General features: G+C 72.2%; 17 protein-coding genes (1 of these 17 only partly in view). 9 read left to right on the top strand and 8 right to left on the bottom strand.

The window, feature by feature from the left end:
* Positions 1 to 42: 42 nt before the first annotated feature.
* The gene (gene serB / locus ACXNSR_RS09795) at positions 43 to 1,242 is read right to left on the bottom strand and encodes a phosphoserine phosphatase SerB (protein WP_458641708.1); all 1,200 of its coding nucleotides are present in this window, start codon (positions 1,240 to 1,242) and stop codon (positions 43 to 45) included.
* 105 nt (positions 1,243 to 1,347) lie between these two features.
* Positions 1,348 to 2,907, bottom strand: a complete 1,560-nt coding sequence (locus tag ACXNSR_RS09790; RefSeq protein ID WP_458641707.1) for a streptophobe family protein — start codon at positions 2,905 to 2,907, stop codon at positions 1,348 to 1,350.
* Between the two features lie 232 nt (positions 2,908 to 3,139).
* On the opposite strand from ACXNSR_RS09790, the gene ACXNSR_RS09785 reads away from it, so the two are divergent.
* Positions 3,140 to 5,674 (top strand): ABC transporter ATP-binding protein/permease, encoded by a 2,535-nt coding sequence (locus ACXNSR_RS09785; protein WP_458641706.1) that lies wholly within the window; start codon positions 3,140 to 3,142, stop codon positions 5,672 to 5,674.
* A gap of 93 nt (positions 5,675 to 5,767) precedes the next feature.
* Here the strand turns inward: ACXNSR_RS09785 and ACXNSR_RS09780 are convergent, their stop codons facing one another.
* The 3 genes from ACXNSR_RS09780 to ACXNSR_RS09770 all read right to left on the bottom strand — a co-directional run bounded on the left by ACXNSR_RS09780 (position 5,768) and on the right by ACXNSR_RS09770 (position 8,658).
* Complete coding sequence (locus tag ACXNSR_RS09780) at positions 5,768 to 6,448, bottom strand: transglycosylase SLT domain-containing protein (RefSeq protein WP_458641705.1); 681 nt, start codon at positions 6,446 to 6,448, stop codon at positions 5,768 to 5,770.
* 282 nt (positions 6,449 to 6,730) lie between these two features.
* A complete protein-coding gene (locus tag ACXNSR_RS09775; RefSeq protein WP_458641704.1) occupies positions 6,731 to 7,792 on the bottom strand; it encodes an S-adenosylmethionine:tRNA ribosyltransferase-isomerase in 1,062 nt (353 codons plus the stop codon).
* A gap of 59 nt (positions 7,793 to 7,851) precedes the next feature.
* On the bottom strand, positions 7,852 to 8,658 hold the full coding sequence (locus tag ACXNSR_RS09770) for an SDR family NAD(P)-dependent oxidoreductase (RefSeq protein ID WP_458641703.1): 807 nt from the start codon (positions 8,656 to 8,658) through the stop codon (positions 7,852 to 7,854).
* Positions 8,659 to 8,815: 157 nt separating this feature from the next.
* Here ACXNSR_RS09770 and ACXNSR_RS09765 point away from each other — a divergent pair, with 157 nt between their 5' ends.
* The 4 genes from ACXNSR_RS09765 (at position 8,816) to ACXNSR_RS09750 (ending at position 12,156) form a co-directional block, all read left to right on the top strand.
* Positions 8,816 to 9,964 carry a GAF domain-containing sensor histidine kinase gene (locus tag ACXNSR_RS09765; RefSeq protein ID WP_458641702.1) on the top strand — a complete coding sequence of 383 codons (1,149 nt, stop codon included), beginning with the start codon at positions 8,816 to 8,818 and terminating at the stop codon, positions 9,962 to 9,964.
* Complete coding sequence (locus ACXNSR_RS09760) at positions 9,957 to 10,619, top strand: response regulator (protein ID WP_458641701.1); 663 nt, start codon at positions 9,957 to 9,959, stop codon at positions 10,617 to 10,619. Before ACXNSR_RS09765 ends, ACXNSR_RS09760 begins: the two co-directional genes overlap by 8 nt.
* 149 nt (positions 10,620 to 10,768) lie before the next feature.
* Positions 10,769 to 11,014, top strand: a complete 246-nt coding sequence (locus ACXNSR_RS09755) for a chaplin (protein WP_329108064.1) — start codon at positions 10,769 to 10,771, stop codon at positions 11,012 to 11,014.
* A gap of 128 nt (positions 11,015 to 11,142) precedes the next feature.
* Positions 11,143 to 12,156 (top strand): YVTN family beta-propeller repeat protein, encoded by a 1,014-nt coding sequence (locus ACXNSR_RS09750; protein WP_458641700.1) that lies wholly within the window; start codon positions 11,143 to 11,145, stop codon positions 12,154 to 12,156.
* A gap of 151 nt (positions 12,157 to 12,307) precedes the next feature.
* On the opposite strand, the gene ACXNSR_RS09745 is transcribed toward ACXNSR_RS09750, so the two are convergent.
* On the bottom strand, positions 12,308 to 13,090 hold the full coding sequence (locus ACXNSR_RS09745) for a hypothetical protein (protein ID WP_458641699.1): 783 nt from the start codon (positions 13,088 to 13,090) through the stop codon (positions 12,308 to 12,310).
* A 133-nt stretch (positions 13,091 to 13,223) separates the two neighbouring features.
* Here ACXNSR_RS09745 and ACXNSR_RS09740 point away from each other — a divergent pair, with 133 nt between their 5' ends.
* From ACXNSR_RS09740 to ACXNSR_RS09725, 4 genes are all read left to right on the top strand, one after another.
* A complete protein-coding gene (locus ACXNSR_RS09740; RefSeq protein WP_030010491.1) occupies positions 13,224 to 14,018 on the top strand; it encodes an ABC transporter ATP-binding protein in 795 nt (264 codons plus the stop codon).
* A gap of 63 nt (positions 14,019 to 14,081) precedes the next feature.
* Positions 14,082 to 14,510 (top strand): NfeD family protein, encoded by a 429-nt coding sequence (locus tag ACXNSR_RS09735; protein WP_458641698.1) that lies wholly within the window; start codon positions 14,082 to 14,084, stop codon positions 14,508 to 14,510.
* An 85-nt stretch (positions 14,511 to 14,595) separates the two neighbouring features.
* Positions 14,596 to 15,582: an SPFH domain-containing protein gene (locus ACXNSR_RS09730; protein WP_458641697.1), complete on the top strand. Its 987-nt coding sequence runs from the start codon at positions 14,596 to 14,598 to the stop codon at positions 15,580 to 15,582.
* Between the two features lie 89 nt (positions 15,583 to 15,671).
* Positions 15,672 to 16,442: a sulfite exporter TauE/SafE family protein gene (locus ACXNSR_RS09725; RefSeq protein ID WP_266598102.1), complete on the top strand. Its 771-nt coding sequence runs from the start codon at positions 15,672 to 15,674 to the stop codon at positions 16,440 to 16,442.
* A gap of 61 nt (positions 16,443 to 16,503) precedes the next feature.
* Here ACXNSR_RS09725 and ACXNSR_RS09720 read toward each other — a convergent pair whose 3' ends face one another.
* Together ACXNSR_RS09720 and ACXNSR_RS09715 are read right to left on the bottom strand one after the other, a co-directional pair.
* Complete coding sequence (locus tag ACXNSR_RS09720) at positions 16,504 to 17,007, bottom strand: HNH endonuclease (RefSeq protein ID WP_458641696.1); 504 nt, start codon at positions 17,005 to 17,007, stop codon at positions 16,504 to 16,506.
* Between the two features lie 149 nt (positions 17,008 to 17,156).
* Positions 17,157 to 17,616, bottom strand: the 3' portion of a protein-coding gene (locus ACXNSR_RS09715; protein ID WP_458641695.1) for a YbhB/YbcL family Raf kinase inhibitor-like protein. Its footprint extends 77 nt past the window's final position; 460 of the gene's 537 nt are visible here — the last part of the coding sequence; the start codon falls outside the window, past its right edge — the gene reads right to left on this strand; the stop codon is at positions 17,157 to 17,159.

The raw sequence follows: 17,616 nt of genomic DNA, 5'->3' as shown, positions 1-17,616 counted from the left end.
CATCGGCTGCCGGGGCCCGTTCGCTTCCGTCGGGGCCGGGAGTCAGGCCAGGTCGGCGGCCTCGATCTCCTCGCGGGTGATGCCGAGCAGATACAGCACCGCGTCGAGGAAGGGCACGTTCACCGCGGTGTGCGCGGCCTCGCGGACCACCGGCTTGGCGTTGAAGGCCACACCCAGCCCGGCGGCGTTCAGCATGTCCAGGTCGTTGGCACCGTCGCCGATGGCCACCGTCTGGGACAGCGGTACGTCGGCCTCCGCGGCGAAGCGTCGCAGCAGCCGGGCCTTGCCCGCCCGGTCCACGATCTCCCCGGTGACCTTGCCCGTCAGCTTCCCGTCGACGATCTCCAGGGTGTTGGCGGAGGCGAAGTCCAGCCCCAGCCGCTCCCGCAGATCGTCCGTCACCTGGGTGAAGCCGCCGGAGACCACACCCACCTGGTAGCCGAGCCGCTTGAGCGTGCGGATCAGCGTCCGCGCGCCCGGGGTCAGCTGCACCTCCGCGCGGACCTTGTCCACGACGGACGCGTCCAGGCCCGCGAGCAGCGCCACCCGGGCGTGCAGCGACTGCTCGAAGTCCAGCTCGCCGCGCATGGCCCGCTCGGTGACCTCGGCGACCTCGGCCTCGCAGCCCGCGTGCGCCGCGAACAGCTCGATGACCTCGTCCTGGATGAGGGTCGAGTCCACGTCCATGACGACCAGGCGCTGGGCCCGGCGGTGCAGTCCGGCCGAGACCACGGCCACGTCCACGCCGATGTGCGAGGAGGCGGTGGCCAGTGCGGTGCGCAGCGGCTCCGTCTCGACCCCGGAGACGGCGAACTCCACCGCCGTCACCGGGTACTTGGCGAGTCGGAAGATACGGTCGATGTTGGCGCCGGCCCCGGTGATCTCCGCGGCGATCGCGGCGGTGGACTCGGCGGTGAGCGGGTGCCCGAGCACGGTGACGTGCGAGCGGCCGCTGCCGCGCGGCCGGTTGTCACCGGTACCGGAGAGGATCTCGGCCTGCATCCTGAGGGATTCGGCCCAGCTGTGGACGGTGGCCCGCAGGTCGCCCTCGGCTCCGCCGGCGGGCTTGGTGACGAGGGCGCACAGGACGATGCGGCCACGGGTGACGACCTGCTCGATGTCGACGACGTCGACGGAGTAGGCGGCGAGGGTGTCGAACAGCCCGGCGGTGATCCCGGGACGGTCCTTGCCGAAGATCTTGACGAGGAGGGTGGGGACGTCGGAGGTCTGCGATGCGCTCATGGTGCCCTCACCGTATCTTCCCGACCCGGACCCCAGGACCCCCGTCCCACCTCTTGAACGGTCGCGCCGACCCGGCGGCCTCCCCGGCGCGGCGGTCGCGGGGCCTCACCGCGGAGGCGCCGGTGGCGCCGGCGGCCTCGGCGGCTTCGGCGGGGGCGGGGCTCCCGGCGGGGGAGGGGGAGTGAAGGGCTCCCGGCGGGGCGCTCTCGGTGGCCCGGGCGCCCAGGGCGGTACGCCGGTCACGGTCACGTCCCAGGAGCCGTCCACCTCCCCGCCCGCTCCGGGCCGCGGGCCGCGCACGGGCCCGCCGTACGGCACGGCCCCGGGGTACGCCGCCGTCGGCGCCCGGGGGTCGGGCCACCCCGGCACGGGCCCCGGCGCGCCGGGGTGACCCGGCAGGGCAGCCCGGCGCCGACGGGTCAGCAGCGCACCCGCCGCTCCGGCCACCGCCCCCCAGAGCGCGCCCAGCAGCAGCGCGTACCCGGCGTCCCCCCGCAGCTCCACCCCCGCGTCCACCGCGTCCACACCCAGCACCGCGAGCGAGGCGTCCGCCGAGAAACCCGTCAGCCACACCAGTACCGCCAGGGCCACCCCGGTGCACGCCGACAGCCGTGCCGCGCACCCCAGGATCCCGCGCCCCGGTGTCCGTACGGCCGCCAGCACGCCCGCGTAGAGCAGCAGCAGGGCGGCCCCCGCGACCAGCAGCCAGACCCGCTCGTCGTACTCCCCGAGGCGGGCCACCGTCACCGGCTCCCGCGCGGACACCGCCAGCAGGTCGTCCAGCGGATCGGGCAGCAGCCGGGCCGGAGCCCCAGTGACCCGGCCGCGCACCGGCACGAACAGTCCCAGCAGCACCCCCAGCCAGCTCCCGTTCGGCGCCCCCAGCAGCGCTCCGCCCAGCACCCGCCGCGGCTGTTCGTCGCCCAGCGCCGCCCATCCGGCCGCGGCCCACCCGGCCGCCACCGCGACCAGCGCCATCGCCACCACCGCCGAGGCCGCCGGGCGCAGCCGGGCCGCCCCGGCCGGCCCGCGCCGCGAGACCAGCAGCGCCAGCGCCAGTACCGCGAGCACCCACACCCCCGCGCCCAGCAGGGTCGGCGCTGGCTCCACCGAGAACCCCACCCGCGTCCGGGTCCCGATCAGGTCCCCGATGCGGTCCGGGAGCAGCCCGCCGATGTCCCCGATCCCCGGGATCTCGACCTTCGCGGGAGTCTTCGGCAGCGGCAGCGTCCCGTCGAGGGTGACCACGTCGTGCCCGGCCCACGCCAGCGCGCCCGCCGTCGCGACGAACAGCGTCCCGAGGACCGTCACCCTGGCCGCCGTCTCCCCGTGCCCCGCCCCGGCCCGGAGGGTACGCAGGAACAACGACGCCAGGACCAGCGCCCCGGCCAGCGACACCCCCAAGGGCATGACGTCCAGGGAGCTTTCGGCGCCCGCGCCGGTGGCTCCGAGGACCGAGACGTCGCCCGAGGGGGTCACGGTTCCACCGACCGCGAGGACCACCGTGGCGGCCGTCATCGGCCCGAGGGAGCCCTCCGCGGCGCCGGGGGCGTCGGCGCCCAGCAGGTGCAGCCCGAGTCCGGCCACCCCCGCCATCACGATCAGGGACCAGCCCACGGTGGCGACGGCGGACAGCAGCACGTCCCCCCAACGGATGCGGCGCATACGCTGAACCCCCGATGCCTACCGAGCGGTACGCGACGGGACCACCGGGCGAGAAGTCCCGTATCTCACTCTCCGGGTGACTTTCGCCCCCGTCAACGGGCAGGCGTAGACGCCCCGGCAAGGCCCGGATTCCACATACGGCTGTAGGCCTGAAATAGTTCCCCCGGATGTTCGCCATCCCTAGACTCCCTGACGTCATGGGGGATTCTCGGGGGACTTAAGTGGGGCTGGAGTGCCGGAACTCGTACTGGAATTGAATGGAAGGACCTGGACGCTCGATCCGTCCAGGTCGTACTCGCTGGGGCGCGACCCCCAGGGAGACGTGGTGATCGATGATGCCCGGGTGTCGTGGCGGCACGCCACCATCACCTGGAACGGCCGGGGTTGGGGCATCGAGGACCACGGCAGCACCAACGGCACCTATGTGCACGGGGCCAGGGTCCAGCAGACCGAGCTCGTGCCCGGCACGCCGGTCCACCTGGGCAACGCGACGGACGGCCCGCGGCTGAATCTGAGCGCCGTCGGCGCGGCCGCGCCGCAGCCGGCCGTGGCGCAGCAGGCACAGCAGGCGCCGGCGCAGGCGTACGCCCAGCCGCAGGCCCCGGCCTATCAGGCCCCGCAGCAGCAGCCCCAGCACCAGGCCTGGGAACAGCAGCAGCACGCGCAGCAGCAGCAGCCGCAGGTCCACCTCCCGCACCAGCAGGGCGCCGCCGCTCCCCGCCCGGCGCAGGGCGGGGCCCCGGCCTACGGAGACCGCAGCCCGACGACGTTCCACCAGCTCTCGCTGGGCCACGTCATGCGGATCGGCCGTGCGCTGGAGAACGAGCTGGTCGTCTCCGACCTCCAGGTCTCCCGCCACCACGCCGAGTTCCGCTCGATGCCCGGTGGCCGCTTCGAGATCCACGACCTCGGCAGCCACAACGGCACCTACGTCAACGGCCAGCCGCTGCCGAAGTCCGGCAGCGCGATGCTCGGTCCCAACGACATCGTCGGCGTCGGCCACTCGACGTTCCGGATCGTCGGCGACCGCCTCGAGGAGTTCGTCGACACCGGCGAGGTCTCCTTCTCGGCCCGCCACCTCACGGTCACCGTCGACGGCGGCAAGCAGATCCTCAAGGACGTCACCTTCGGCGTCCCGGAGAAGTCGCTGATCGGCGTCATCGGACCCTCGGGCTCCGGCAAGTCCACCCTGCTCAAGGCGCTGACCGGCTACCGGCCCGCCGACCAGGGCGACGTCCTCTACGACAACCGCAACCTGTACAAGCAGTTCGCGGAGCTCCGCCAGCGCATCGGCCTGGTCCCGCAGGACGACATCCTGCACAAGGAGCTGAAGGTCAGCACGGCCCTCAAGTACGCGGCCAAGCTCCGCTTCCCCGGCGACACCGCCGAGTCCGAGCGTGCCGCCCGCATCGACGAGGTGCTGCGCGAGCTCAAGCTCGACATCCACAAGGACAAGAAGATCACCGCGCTCTCGGGTGGTCAGCGCAAGCGCGTGTCCGTGGCCCTGGAGCTGCTCACCAAGCCCTCGCTGATCTTCCTCGACGAGCCGACCTCGGGCCTCGACCCGGGCATGGACCGCGACGTCATGCAGCTGCTGCGCGGCCTCGCCGACGACGGCCGCACGGTCCTGGTCGTCACCCACTCGGTCGCCGAGCTGGCCATCTGCGACAAGCTGCTGGTCATGGCCCCGGGCGGTTCGGTCGCGTACTTCGGCCCGCCGGACGAGGCGCTGAACTTCTTCGGCTACACCACGTGGGCGGACGTGTTCTCGGCCTTCGAGAACTACCGGGACTACGACTGGGCCGGCCGCTGGAAGGGCTCCCAGCACTACCAGCTGTACGCCGCCGACATCGACGCGGTCGCCCCGCAGTCCGTCGCGATGCCCCCGGTCCAGCAGCTGCACCCGACCAAGCCGCAGGGCTGGGGCTCGCAGCTGTGGACGCTGATCCGCCGCTACGTCTCGGTGATCGCCTCCGACATGGGCTTCCTGGCCCTGATGGTGCTCCTGCCCGCGGTCCTGGGCGTGGTCTCCACGGTGATCCCCGCGAAGTTCGGCCTCGCGCCGCCCGTCGCGCCGTCCCGCTTCAACGGCGACGCCGGCACGATCATGCTGATCCTCGCGGTCGGCATGTGCTTCTCGGGCGCCGCCAACTCGGTCCGTGAGCTGATCAAGGAACGGGTCATCTACGAGCGGGAACGCGCGACCGGCCTGTACCGGTCCGCGTACCTCATGTCGAAGGTGATCGTCCTCGGCGTCATCACGGCCATCCAGGGCGTGATCATCTGCGCGATCGGCTTCTTCCCGCGCGACCTGCCCGCCGAGGGCCTGATCATGCCGCCGGCCGTCGAGATCTGCCTGTCGGTCATCGCGCTCGGCTTCACCTCGATGATGTTCGGCCTGGTGATCTCCTCGCTGGTGAAGACGGCCGAGAAGACCATGCCGCTGCTGGTCATGTTCGCGATCGTCCAGGTCGTCTTCACCGGCATCCTCTTCCAGGTCTACGACTCCCCGGGCCTGGAGCAGTTCGCCTGGCTGATGCCGTCCCGCTGGGCCATCGCCGCCGCCGGCACCACGCTGAACCTCGGCAAGCTCATGCCGCCGTGGGACGCGGAGAACCCGACCAACACCGACCCGCTCTGGGACGCCACGATCGGCCAGTGGAGCCTGAACATCACCATCCTGGTGCTCCTCGGCGTCGCCTGCGGCTTCGCGGTGCAGCGCCTGCTGCGCCGCCACGAGCCCGAGGTCATGCGCGCGGGCAAGTAAGCAGGACGCAGGGGTACGGCAAAACGCCTCAGGGCGGCATCCGGAAGTCCGGGTGCCGCCCTGAGGCGCATGGGAGCGTGGATCCGCCGAGGCCTAGTAGGCGCTGTTGACGTTGTCCATGGAGCCGTAGCGGTCGGCCGCGTAGTTGCAGGCGGCGACGATGTTGGCGACCGGGTCGTACTGGTCGAACTTGGTGCCCTTGACGTGGTACGCCTTGAAGGTCGGGTAGATGACCTGGAGCAGACCCTTGCTGGGGATGCCGTTCTGGGCGTTGATGTCCCAGTTGTTGATCGCCATCGGGTTACCGCTGGACTCGCGCATGATGTTCTTGTGGATTCCGGCGTAGGTGCCCGGAATGCCCTCCCGCTTCATGATGAAGAGGGCTTCCTTGATCCAGCCGTCGAGGTTGTTCGCGAAGACCGGGGTGCGGGCGGCGGAGCGGCTCGCGGCAGCCTTGGTCTCGCGGGCCTTCTTCGCGGCGGCCTCGGCCTTGGCCTTGGCGTCGGCGTCGGCCTTGATCTTGGCCGCGGCCTTGGCGTTCGCCTGGGAGATGACCTGCTGTGCGGAGAGGTGGCCCTGCAGCGTCTTCGTCTGCGCGCCGTTGACGGCCTGGGTCCAGGCGACGGGGGCGGCGGCGACCGTCTGGGCCTCGGCGGCGTCGGCCGGGACGAGGGAGAAGGCGACGGCGGCGGCGCTCAGCGTGGCGACACCGGCGATGGACAGCTTGTGTGCCTTCGTCAGACGACTGTGACCGGGAGTGCGGGAAGCAGACATGGCGGGGCAACCTCTTCGAATAGCGGGAGTCGCAGGAAGGCGCTTTGTGGATCCGGGGATCCGCGGTGCTGTGCGACGGGAGCAATTCTTAGCGGCGGCAAAATCCTGTGGCAAAGGTGTGACGTACGATCCCGCTTAGTGGATCACGCGCGGGCGCCGAGGCCCGATTTCGGGCCTCGGCGCTAGGTGGGACAGCACTGACAGGGTCTTTATCCATCCACTACGGAGCTTCGTAAGTGATGTGGGTCCTATGTGCGGGGTCACATCGGACATGTGGCGATTTCACCGTGCGTTGCTGTCGCAATGCATATGGTCACGTCTCTCATCCTTGAGTAGCAGATGGACGTCCCCGAACTCGTGCCAGAGGCAGTGCCGGGCCAGTGCCTCGGCATACCCGAGCCGTACGGCGGCCCGCCCCGCGACCGCCTCCAGCATCAGCAGATGGGACGCCTCCGGCTCGTGCAGGCCGGTCAGCAGTCCGTCCACCACCCGCACCCCGCGCTCCGGAGTCACCACCAGATCGGTCCACCCGGCGGCCGGACGCACCCGCCCCCGCGCGTCCGCGGCCGACTCCAAGGCCCGTACCGCCGTGGTCCCCACCGCGATGACCCGCCCTCCGGCGGCCCTGGCGGCGTTCACCAGACCCGCCGTCGTGGCGGACACCGCGAACCGCTCCGGGTACGGGGGCTCGTGCACCTCCTGCGAGGCCACCCCCGTGTGCAGGACCAGCGGGGCGAACTGCACCCCCCGGCTCACCAGCCGCGCCACCAGCTCCGCCGTGAAGGGCCGGCCCGCGCTCGGCATCTCCGCCGAGCCCGTCCCGTCGGCGGCCGGCACCGCGAACACCGTCTGGTAGGCCGAGAGCGGCTGGTCCCGCTCCGTGTACGCGTACCGGATCGGCCGCCCGTACGTCCGCAGCAGCGCCGGCACCCCGTCCGGCGCGGGGGAGGCGCGCGCCCACCACAGCCGGTCCGCGCCCGCCGCCAGGGGCTCCTCCAGGGCCAGGCGGTACCCGCCCGGCAGTTCCAGTACCGCCCCGGCCGGCCCCCCAGCGCGCGGCCGGGTCGTCCCACCTCCGGCCGGGGCGCGCAGCTCCACCGCCCAGCGGCTGTCGTCGCCGCGGGTCGAGAAGTGCACCACCAGGTCCTCGCTGCCCAGCCGGGCGTCCACGGCGGCCGCCAGCGTGGCCGAGGTGTTCACCACCAGTACGTCCCCGGCCCGCAGCAGCCCCGGCAGCTCCCGGAAGGCGTGCAGCGACACCCGATCGCTGCCCTGGGACACCAGCAGCCGCACGGCGTCCCGCCCCAGCCCCGGCCCCCGTTGCTCGGCCGGAATCCGGGCCAAGAATTGCGGCGGTATGTCCGTTATATATAGACCCTCCTCCCGCAGGGCCCGATGCCCGCTCACCGCCCGCCCCCGGCGCCCGCCTCCGCGCCCGCCCCTGAGGCCGTGTCCGCGCCCGCCCCTGAGGCCGCTTCCGGGCCCGCTCCTTCGGCCGTGTCCGGGCCCGCATCCAACCCCAGCTCACCCGCCGTGTACCGCCCGCTCGGCAGCGCCCGCTCCACCAGCCGCAGCAGCGCCGGAGCCACCTCCTCCGGCGTCGGCAGCCCGGCCAGGTCCTCGCCCGGCTCGGCCGCCGCCATCATCCGCGTCCGCATCGACCCCGGATCCGCCCACCACACCCGCAGCTCCGGCTCCTCCACCGCCAGCACGGCCGACACCAGGTCCCCCGCCGCCTTGGTCGCCCCGTACGCCCCCCACGTCGCGTACGCCACCACCGCCGCGTCCGAGCTGATGTTCAGCACCGCCCCGGCCGGCGCCGCCCGCAACAGCGGCAGCCCCTCCTGGACCAGCCCCAGCGGGGCCACCACGTTGACCTCGAAGGCCTCCCGCAGCCCGTCCAGCGCGTGCTCCGCCAGCGGCACCAATGGCTCGGCCCCGAGCACCCCCGCGTTGTTCACCAGCAGATCCAGCCCGCCCAGCTCCCGCGCCGCCGCCACCAGCGCCGCCCGGTGCGCCGCCGAGGACACGTCCCCGGCCACCGCCACCACCCTCGCCCCGGCCGCCGCCCGCGCCGTCCCCGCCGCGGCCTCCGCCAGCGCCGCCGCACCCCGCGCGCTCAGCACCAGGTCCCAGCCCCGCGCCGCCAGCTCCCCGGCCAGCGCCCGGCCCAGTCCCCTGGACGCCCCCGTCACGATCGCCACCGACATGACAACACCCTCGCCTTCCGTCCCGATCAGCAGATGCCCCCAACCTAGGAACGGCCCACCCCCCACCGCGTCGGCCACCGGCCCCACCCCCACGGGTCCCTTCGACCTACGTCCACGGCCCGATCCCGCAGGTCACGGCCGCGGGTACGGTGAGCCCATGACCGCCAGCCCCCCGCACGGCGGGCCCCCCAGCGGCCTGGCCGCCGTGAGCACCGCACTGCTCGCCATGAGCCGCCGCCTCGAGGTCCGCGACGTCCTGCGCACGATCGTCGTGTCCGCCCGCGAACTCCTGGACGCCGAGTACGCGGCCCTGGGCGTCCCGGACGACCACGGCGGCTTCGCCCAGTTCGTCGTGGACGGCATCAGCGCGGAGCAGTGGCGCCTCATCGGCCCGCTGCCCCGCCAGCACGGCATCCTCGCCGCGATGCTCCACGAAGGAGGCCCCGAGCGCCTGGCCGACGTACGCAAGGACCCGCGCTTCGAGGGCTGGCCGGCCGCCCATCCGGAGATGTCCGACTTCCTCGGCATGCCCGTACGCGACGGCGAGGAGACCCTCGGCGCCCTCTTCCTGGCGAACAAACGCGGCCCGCACGGGTTCACCGACGCGGACCAGGAACTCCTGTCCCTCCTCGCCCAGCACGCGGCGATCGCCCTCACCAACGCCCATCTCTACGAACGAAGCCGCGAGCTCACCATCGCCGAGGAGCGCTCCCGGCTCGCCCACGAGCTGCACGACGCCGTCAGCCAGAAGCTCTTCTCGCTCCGCCTCACCGCCCAGGCCGCCGCCGCCCTCGTCGACCGCGACCCCGCCCGGGCCAAGGACGAGCTCCAGCAGGTCGCCGCCCTGGCGGCCGAGGCCGCCGACGAACTGCGCGCCGCCGTGACCGAGCTGCGCCCGGCCGCCCTGGACGAGGACGGACTGGTCGCCACCCTCCGTACGCACGTCCACGTACTCGACCGCGCCCACACCGCGCACGTCACCTTCACCTGCGACGGCGTACGGGCCCTGCCGGCGACCCAGGAGGAAGCGCTGCTCCGCGTCGCCCAGGAGGCCCTGCACAACGCCCTGCGCCACTCCGAAGCCGACCGCGTCGACGTCACCCTGGCCCGGACGCCCTCCGGGGGCGCGGTCCTCGAGGTCCTCGACACCGGCAAGGGCTTCGACCCCCGGACCGTCCGCCGGGCGGGCCGGCACCTGGGCCTGGTCTCCATGCGGGACCGCGCGAGCGGCGTCGGCGGCCGGCTCACCGTGCACTCGGAGCCCGGTCGGGGCACCACGATCGAGATGGAGGTGCCCGGTGGCTGACAGCACCGGCCGCAGCGGCAGCGGCATTCGAGTACTGCTGGTCGACGACCACCAGGTGGTCCGGCGGGGCCTGCGCACCTTCCTGGAGGTCCAGGAGGACATCGAGGTGGTCGGCGAGGCGTCCGACGGCGAGGAGGGCATCGCCCGCGCCGAGGAGCTGGGGCCCGATGTGATCCTGATGGACATCAAGATGCCGGGCACCGATGGCATCGAGGCGCTGCGCAGGCTGCGCGAGCTGGCGAACCCGGCCCGGGTGCTGATCGTCACCAGCTTCACCGAGCAGCGGACCGTGGTCCCCGCCCTGCGGGCCGGCGCGGCCGGATACGTCTACAAGGACATCGACCCGGACGCGCTGGCCGGAGCCATCCGCTCCGTCCACGCGGGCCACGTGCTCCTCCAGCCGGAGGTGGCGCTCGCCCTGCTGTCCCAGGAAGAGCAGGGCTCCCCGGCGGGCCGGCCCGGCTCGCTGACCGACCGCGAACGCGAGGTCCTGGGTCTGATCGCCGACGGCCGCTCCAACCGCGAGATCGCCCGCGCCCTGGTCCTGTCCGAGAAGACGGTCAAGACGCACGTCTCGAACATCCTGATGAAGTTGGACCTTTCCGATCGGACCCAGGCCGCATTGTGGGCGGTCAGGCACGGAATCGCCGACTGATCGGAGGAAAATCAGATCGTCTCGCTCCGGACTGAGATTCATACGGTCGGGTGTATGTAGCCCACATGGCGTATCCCGATCGGGGGCCGGCCGTTCTCCAGGACGTGCCGCGACGGCTGGTCGCGGCAGACGTACTGGAGGACGAGAACGTGAAGAACTTCAAGAAGGCCGCAGCCGTCACCATGATCGCGGGCGGCCTCCTCGCCGCCGGCGCCGGTGTCTCCTCGGCGCACGGCGGTGCGTCGGCGGAGGGCGAGGCCCTGAACTCGCCGGGCGTGGCCTCCGGGAACCTGCTCCAGGTCCCCGTCCACGTCCCCGTGAACGTGGTCGGCAACTCGGTCAACGTGATCGGTCTGCTCAACCCCGCCTTCGGCAACACCGGCGTGAACGCCTGACCCCCCGCACGGCCTGACCCCGCACGCGGCGCCGCTTCCTCCCCTCTCCCCAGGAAGCGGCGCCGTTCCGGTGCACCCGCGCGCGAGCCTCACCCCGCAGCACCGTCGGCGGTCCTAGCTTTGCCCGCATGACGAGGAACCGGGACATCTGCCGATACGCCGCCGTCGTGCTCGCCGCGGCACTGGGCCTGACGGGACTGCCGCACCCGACCGGGGTGCGGGCGGCGACGCCTCCGGCGAGGCCCGATCACGCCGCCGGCCACGTCTATGTGGCGAACCTCCACTCCGACACGGTCTCGGTCGTCGAGACCCGCTCCGGCACCGTCGTGGACACCATTGCCGTGGGGGACGGGCCCGACAGCGTCGCTCTCAGCCCCGACGGCTCCCGCCTCTACGTCACCGACTCCGCGGCGGACACCGTGTCCGTGGTCGACACCGGCACCAGGACGGTCGTCGAAACCGTCGCGGTCGGGCACGAACCGAGCCGGGTGACGGTCTCCCCGGACAACAGGAACGTCTACGTGGCCAACGTCGGCGCGGGCACCGTGTCGGTGATCAGCCCCCGCACCCTCACCGTCACGGACACCATCGCCGTGGGCGACGCACCCCTGGGCCTGGCGGTGACACCGGACGCCCGCACGCTGTACGTCGCCAACGCCGGCTCCGACAGCGTCTCGGTGATCCGCACCGACAGCGGCGCGGTCACCGCCGCGATCCCCGTCGGCGGCGGACCCACCGCCCTCGCCCTCGCCCCCGACGGCCGTCACCTCTACGTCTCCAACCTGAGCTCGGACGACGTGTCGGTGGTCGACACCCGGGCCCGAACGGAGACCGACCGCGTCCCGGTCGGGGACCAGCCCACGGGCATCGGAATCCTGCCGGACGGCAGCCGCGTCTACGTCGCCGACCTCGGGTCGGACGACGTGTCGGTGATCAGCACCCGCAGCCTCACCGTGACGGCAACCGTGGCCGTGGGCGACGGCCCCAACGGCCTCGCCGTCGGCCCGGACGGCTGCAGCGTCCACGTCAGCAACTTCGACTCGGACACCCTGTCGGTGATCGACACCAGAACGGGCAGGACGTCCACCGTCCCGGTCGGCGACGGCCCGACCGGCGTGACGACGCAAACGCCCCCGCACTGATCCGCCCCCGTCCCAGCCCCGCCAGGAAGGCACCTCACACCGGCGGCCGGGGGCGTTCGGGGCACGGGGTGCGGGGCGGAGCCCCACGAAGCCCGGCGCAGCCGGGGCCGCCCGCGCAGCGGCGCCGCCCCCGATCCACCCGCCCGGGGGATCACCCCCGCTCGCGCGCCTCGACGGCCGCGTTGTACGCCGCCACCAGCGCCCGCCGAGCGACCCGCTCGACCGGCCGCAGCGCCTCTGCCCGCGCCGCCATCTCCGAGGCGGCCACCGCACCCCCGTGCCCGTTCTCGTACGCCAGCGACACCATCAGGTCCACCCGCTGCGCCAGCGCCAGCACCCGCACAGCCCGCGGCGGATATCCCGGCGCCAGCGCGTCCCGCCCGGCGTCCGCCCGTGCCCGGTACGCCGACAGCGCGGCCTCCGCGACCGGCCCGGACCCCGCCACGTCCAGCCGGGTGAGCACCTCGGTCGCCTCGCGCAGTGCCTCCGCCAGCTCCCGTTCCGCCTCGCCCAGCGAGGGCACGTCCGCCGGCGGGGCCTCCCGTACCGGCAGCACGTGCCAGGTCACCGAGACGTGGACGTCCCCGGCCGGCCCGGCCTCGGACACCTCCGGCACCAGACCCAGTGCCGCCCCCACCGCGACGACCGCTTCCTCCGCCTCCAGCGCCCGCGCATTGAACTCCGGCGGCCCGCTCAGCCCCAGCGGATGCCCCGGCGCGGGCAGCGCCACCCGCAGCCCGGTCACCCCCAGGGCCCGCAGCCGGCCGAGCGCCAGGGTGAGCCCGACGGGGCCCGTCTCACCCGGCAGCCCCTCCACCCGGTGCACGGCGTCCTCGCCCACGATCGACAACACGGCCTCGTCGGGCGAGACCAGACCGGCCAGCAGTGCGTTCCCCCAGGCGGCCAAGCGCCCTGAACGTGGTTCGAAAAGCATCCCCCCACTTTACGGATCGGCCCCGGCACCGGGCCCCGGCCCCGGACCGCTCTCCGAGTGGCGTAGGTTTTCCTCTGGGGCTGCGTCTACCGGCGCACAGAGAACCGTGACTGCAAGGGGTGACAACACGCTCATGAGCGATGTTCTGGAGCTGGTGGACGTATCCGTGGTCCGCGAGGGCCGGGCTCTGGTGGACCAGGTCTCCTGGTCGGTGAAGGAGGGCGAGCGCTGGGTGATCCTCGGCCCCAACGGCGCCGGCAAGACCACACTGCTGAACCTCGCCTCCAGCTACCTCTTCCCCACCAAGGGCACTGCCACCATCCTCGGCAGCACCCTCGGCAAGGTGGACGTCTTCGAGCTGCGCCCCCGCATCGGTGTCGCCGGCATCGCGATGGCCGACAAGCTGCCCAAGCGGCAGACCGTCCTGCAGACCGTCCTCACCGCCGCCTACGGCATGACGGCGACCTGGCAGGAGGAGTACGAGGACGTCGACGAGCAGCGCGCCCGCGCCTTCCTCGACCGCCTCGGCATGACCGAGTACCTCGACCGCAAGTTCGGCACCCTCTCCGAGGGCGAGCGCAAGCGCACGCTGATCGCCCGCGCCCTGATGACCGACCCCGAGCTGCTGCTCCTCGACGAGCCCGCCGCCGGTCTGGACCTCGGAGGCCGCGAGGACCTCGTGCGCCGCCTCGGTCGCCTGGCCCGCGACCCGCTCGCACCGTCGATGGTCATGGTCACGCACCACGTCGAGGAGATCGCCCCCGGCTTCACCCACGTCCTGATGATCCGTCAGGGCAAGGTCGTCACCGCGGGCCCGATCGACCTCGAACTGACTTCCCGCAACCTCTCCCTCTGCTTCGGCCTGCCGCTGGTCGTCGAGCGCAACGGGACCGACCGCTGGACCGCCCAGGGCCTTCCGCTCGGCTAGGGACGCCTCTTACGGGTCCCCGCACCCTGTCCCGACCGCGCCCACCCGACCTACCATGACCATGTGGACATCGACGCGTGGGTGTGGTGGCTCATCGGCGCGGTCGGACTGGGCATCCCCCTCGTCCTGACCGCCATGCCGGAGTTCGGCATGTTCGCGGTCGGCGCGGTCGCGGCCGCCGTCACGGCCGCCGTCGGCGGGGGAGTGGTGGCGCAGGTCCTGGTCTTCGTGACCGTGTCGGTCGCGCTCATCGCCGTCGTCCGCCCCATCGCCAACCGGCACCGCACCCAGCGCCCCCAACACCGCAGCGGCATCGACGCGTTGAAGGGCAGATCCGCCGTCGTCCTGGAACGGGTCGACGGCAGCGGCGGCCGCATCAAGCTCGCCGGCGAGGTCTGGTCCGCGCGCACCCTCGACGCGGACACCAGCTTCGAACCCGGCCAGTCCGTCGACGTGGTGGAGATCGACGGGGCGACCGCCGTCGTGATGTGAAGAAGCAGCCTGCTCGCGGCCCCCAGGTCTGCGAGACTCCGATCAACGGGGCAGCACAGACAGCCGGAAGGGCACGGGGAACCGCATGCAACCGATCATCATCGTCCTGATCATTCTGGTGGTTCTGGTCTTCATCGCACTGGTCAAGACGATCCAGGTGATCCCGCAGGCCAGCGCCGCCATCGTCGAGCGGTTCGGCCGCTACACCCGCACCCTCAACGCGGGCCTCAACATCGTCGTCCCGTTCATCGACTCGATCCGCAACCGGATCGACCTCCGCGAACAGGTCGTTCCGTTCCCGCCGCAGCCCGTCATCACCCAGGACAACCTGGTCGTCAACATCGACACCGTCATCTACTACCAGGTGACCGACGCACGGGCCGCGACCTACGAGGTCGCCAGCTACATCCAGGCCATCGAGCAGCTCACCGTCACCACGCTCCGCAACATCATCGGCGGCATGGACCTGGAGCGGACCCTCACCTCCCGCGAGGAGATCAACGCGGCCCTGCGCGGAGTCCTCGACGAGGCCACCGGCAAGTGGGGCATCCGCGTCAACCGCGTCGAACTCAAGGCCATCGAGCCGCCGACCTCCATCCAGGACTCGATGGAGAAGCAGATGCGCGCCGACCGCGACAAGCGCGCCGCGATCCTCCAGGCCGAAGGTGTCCGGCAGTCCGAGATCCTGCGCGCCGAGGGTGAGAAGCAGTCCTCCATCCTGCGCGCCGAAGGTGACGCCAAGGCCGCCGCGCTGCGCGCCGAGGGTGAGGCCCAGGCCATCCGTACGGTCTTCGAGTCCATCCACGCCGGCGACGCCGACCAGAAGCTCCTCGCCTACCAGTACCTCCAGATGCTCCCGAAGATCGCCGAAGGCGACGCCAACAAGCTCTGGATCGTGCCGAGCGAGATCGGCGACGCCCTCAAGGGCCTCTCCGGCGCCATGGGCAACTTCGGCCCCATGGGCGGCGGTACGGGCTTCAACCCGAGCGGCACCGGCAAGGACGGCGGCGGCATCCCGGCCGCGCGGGACAAGGACGGCGCGGAACGCCGGGAGCAGCCCCCCATCGACTGACCCGCCGTCGCTTCCTGCATGATCAGTGAGGCCCCTCGACCTTCATGGCGGGGAGGCGACTCACTCATGCAAAGGGGATGGCACCGTCCATGTCCATCTGGGAATCACTCGCTGTCTTCGCCGCCGGCATCGGCGCGGGCACGATCAACACCATCGTCGGCTCCGGCACCCTGATCACCTTCCCGGTGCTGCTCGCCACCGGACTGCCCCCGGTCACCGCCAACGTGTCCAACACGCTCGGCCTGGTGCCCGGTTCGATCAGCGGAGCCATCGGCTACCGCAAGGAGCTCCAGGGCCAGCGCGCCCGCATCCTGCGCCTCGGCTCCGTGTCCCTCATCGGCGGACTCGCGGGCGCGCTCCTGCTCCTCACCCTGCCGTCCGAGTCCTTCGACACGATCGTGCCCGTCCTGATCGCGCTGGCCCTGGTCCTCGTCGTCCTCCAGCCCCGGCTCGCCGCCGCGCTGCGCCGACGCCAGGAAGCCGCCGGAGGCGACACCGGCCACCCCGACGGCGGACCGGCCCTGCTCGGCGGCATGCTGCTCTCCAGCGCGTACGGAGGCTACTTCGGTGCCGCCCAGGGCGTGCTCTACCTCGGCCTGATGGGCCTGCTGCTCCGCGAGGACCTGCAACGCATCAACGCCGTCAAGAACGTCATCGCCGCTCTGGTGAACGGCATCGCGGCCGTCGTCTTCCTCTTCGTCGCCGAGTTCGACTGGACGGCCGTCGTCCTCATCGCCGTGGGGTCCACGATCGGCGGCCAGATCGGCGCCAAGGTCGGCCGCCGCCTCTCACCGACCGTCCTGCGCGCGGTCATCGTGACGGTCGGCATCCTCGCCATCGTCCAACTGCTCGTCAGCTGAGCGACGTAGAAGAACTACGCCGCTCAGCGAGACCTGCCTCCACCGAAAGCGCGAGATCCGCTCAGGCGGAACGCTCCAGCCACTCCGGGAGCGACTCCCGCCCGGCCACCCCCAGGGCCAGCAGCATCGCGTCCGCCGGCGACGGCACGTAGGGCTTCCGGAGGAGCGGCATCCCCGCCTCCTCCGGAGTCCGGGCCGCCTTGCGGTGGTTGTCCTCGGCGCAGGACGCCACCGTGTTCAGCCAGGTGTCCCCACCCCCCTGGGCACGCGGCAGTACGTGGTCCACGGTCGTCGCGCGCTTCCCGCAGTACGCGCAACGGTGCTGGTCCCGGACCAGCACCCCCCTCCGCGACCAGGGAGCATGTCTTCGGAAGGGCACCCGGACATACCTGCAGAGCCTGATCACCCGGGGCATCGGAAGATCCATGGTGGCCCCGCGCACACGCAGCTCGGGGTGCGACTGTTCGACGACGGCCTTGTCCTGGAGCACCAGAACCACGGCCCGGTTCAACGTCACTGTCGACAGCGGCTCGAAGCTCGCATTCAGCACCAGCGTGTCCCGCATCTCGCCCACCTCCCGTGTGCAGGCCCGCGACCACCCTGGCGGCAGGGCCCGCAACCACTCTGGCCGCGCGCGCCACGCGGGACAACGCAATAAAAATGCCCGGTCCTGGCCTTCTTTAGACCAGGACCGGGCGAACGCTCGGGAAACGATCAGCGCGCGAGCGGCGCCTCGTACTCCGCAACGAGCTGCGCACGCCCGAGGGCGTGGAACCGCAGATGGAAGCCGACGACGGCCGGCGACGAGTCCTCGTCGGGGCCGAGCTGCTCCCGGTCCACCGCGTACACGGTGAACACGTAGCGGTGCCGCTCCCCGCGCGGCGGGGCCGCGCCGCCGAAGTCCCGCGTGCCGTAGTCGTTCCGTGCGTGCACGGCCCCCTCCGGCAGTCCGGTGAAGTCCCCGGTGCCCGCTCCGGCCGACAGCTCCGTCACCGAAGCGGGCAGGTCGAAGAGGACCCAGTGCCAGAACCCGCTGCCCGTGGGCGCGTCAGGGTCGAAGCAGGTGACGGCGAAGCTCTTCGTCCCCTCGGGGAACCCCTCCCAGCGCAGCTGCGGCGAGAGGTTCTTCCCCGTCAGGACCTGGGCCGCGTGCAGATCGGCTCCGTGGGCGACG

The sequence above is a fragment of the Streptomyces sp. NC-S4 genome, from assembly GCF_054353315.1.
This window is presented reverse-complemented; position numbering and strand designations above follow the sequence as displayed.

Excerpts from the sequence above, each read along its gene's own strand:
- serB (WP_458641708.1), bottom strand. The coding sequence starts at position 1,242 with ATGAGCGCATCGCAGACCTCCGACGTCCCCACCCTCCTCGTCAAGATC.
- ACXNSR_RS09790 (WP_458641707.1), bottom strand. The coding sequence starts at position 2,907 with ATGCGCCGCATCCGTTGGGGGGACGTGCTGCTGTCCGCCGTCGCCACC.
- ACXNSR_RS09780 (WP_458641705.1), bottom strand. The coding sequence starts at position 6,448 with ATGTCTGCTTCCCGCACTCCCGGTCACAGTCGTCTGACGAAGGCACAC.
- ACXNSR_RS09770 (WP_458641703.1), bottom strand. The coding sequence starts at position 8,658 with ATGTCGGTGGCGATCGTGACGGGGGCGTCCAGGGGACTGGGCCGGGCG.
- ACXNSR_RS09765 (WP_458641702.1), top strand. The coding sequence starts at position 8,816 with ATGACCGCCAGCCCCCCGCACGGCGGGCCCCCCAGCGGCCTGGCCGCC.
- ACXNSR_RS09750 (WP_458641700.1), top strand. The coding sequence starts at position 11,143 with ATGACGAGGAACCGGGACATCTGCCGATACGCCGCCGTCGTGCTCGCC.
- ACXNSR_RS09745 (WP_458641699.1), bottom strand. The coding sequence starts at position 13,090 with ATGCTTTTCGAACCACGTTCAGGGCGCTTGGCCGCCTGGGGGAACGCA.
- ACXNSR_RS09740 (WP_030010491.1), top strand. The coding sequence starts at position 13,224 with ATGAGCGATGTTCTGGAGCTGGTGGACGTATCCGTGGTCCGCGAGGGC.
- ACXNSR_RS09730 (WP_458641697.1), top strand. The coding sequence starts at position 14,596 with ATGCAACCGATCATCATCGTCCTGATCATTCTGGTGGTTCTGGTCTTC.
- ACXNSR_RS09725 (WP_266598102.1), top strand. The coding sequence starts at position 15,672 with ATGTCCATCTGGGAATCACTCGCTGTCTTCGCCGCCGGCATCGGCGCG.
- ACXNSR_RS09720 (WP_458641696.1), bottom strand. The coding sequence starts at position 17,007 with ATGCGGGACACGCTGGTGCTGAATGCGAGCTTCGAGCCGCTGTCGACA.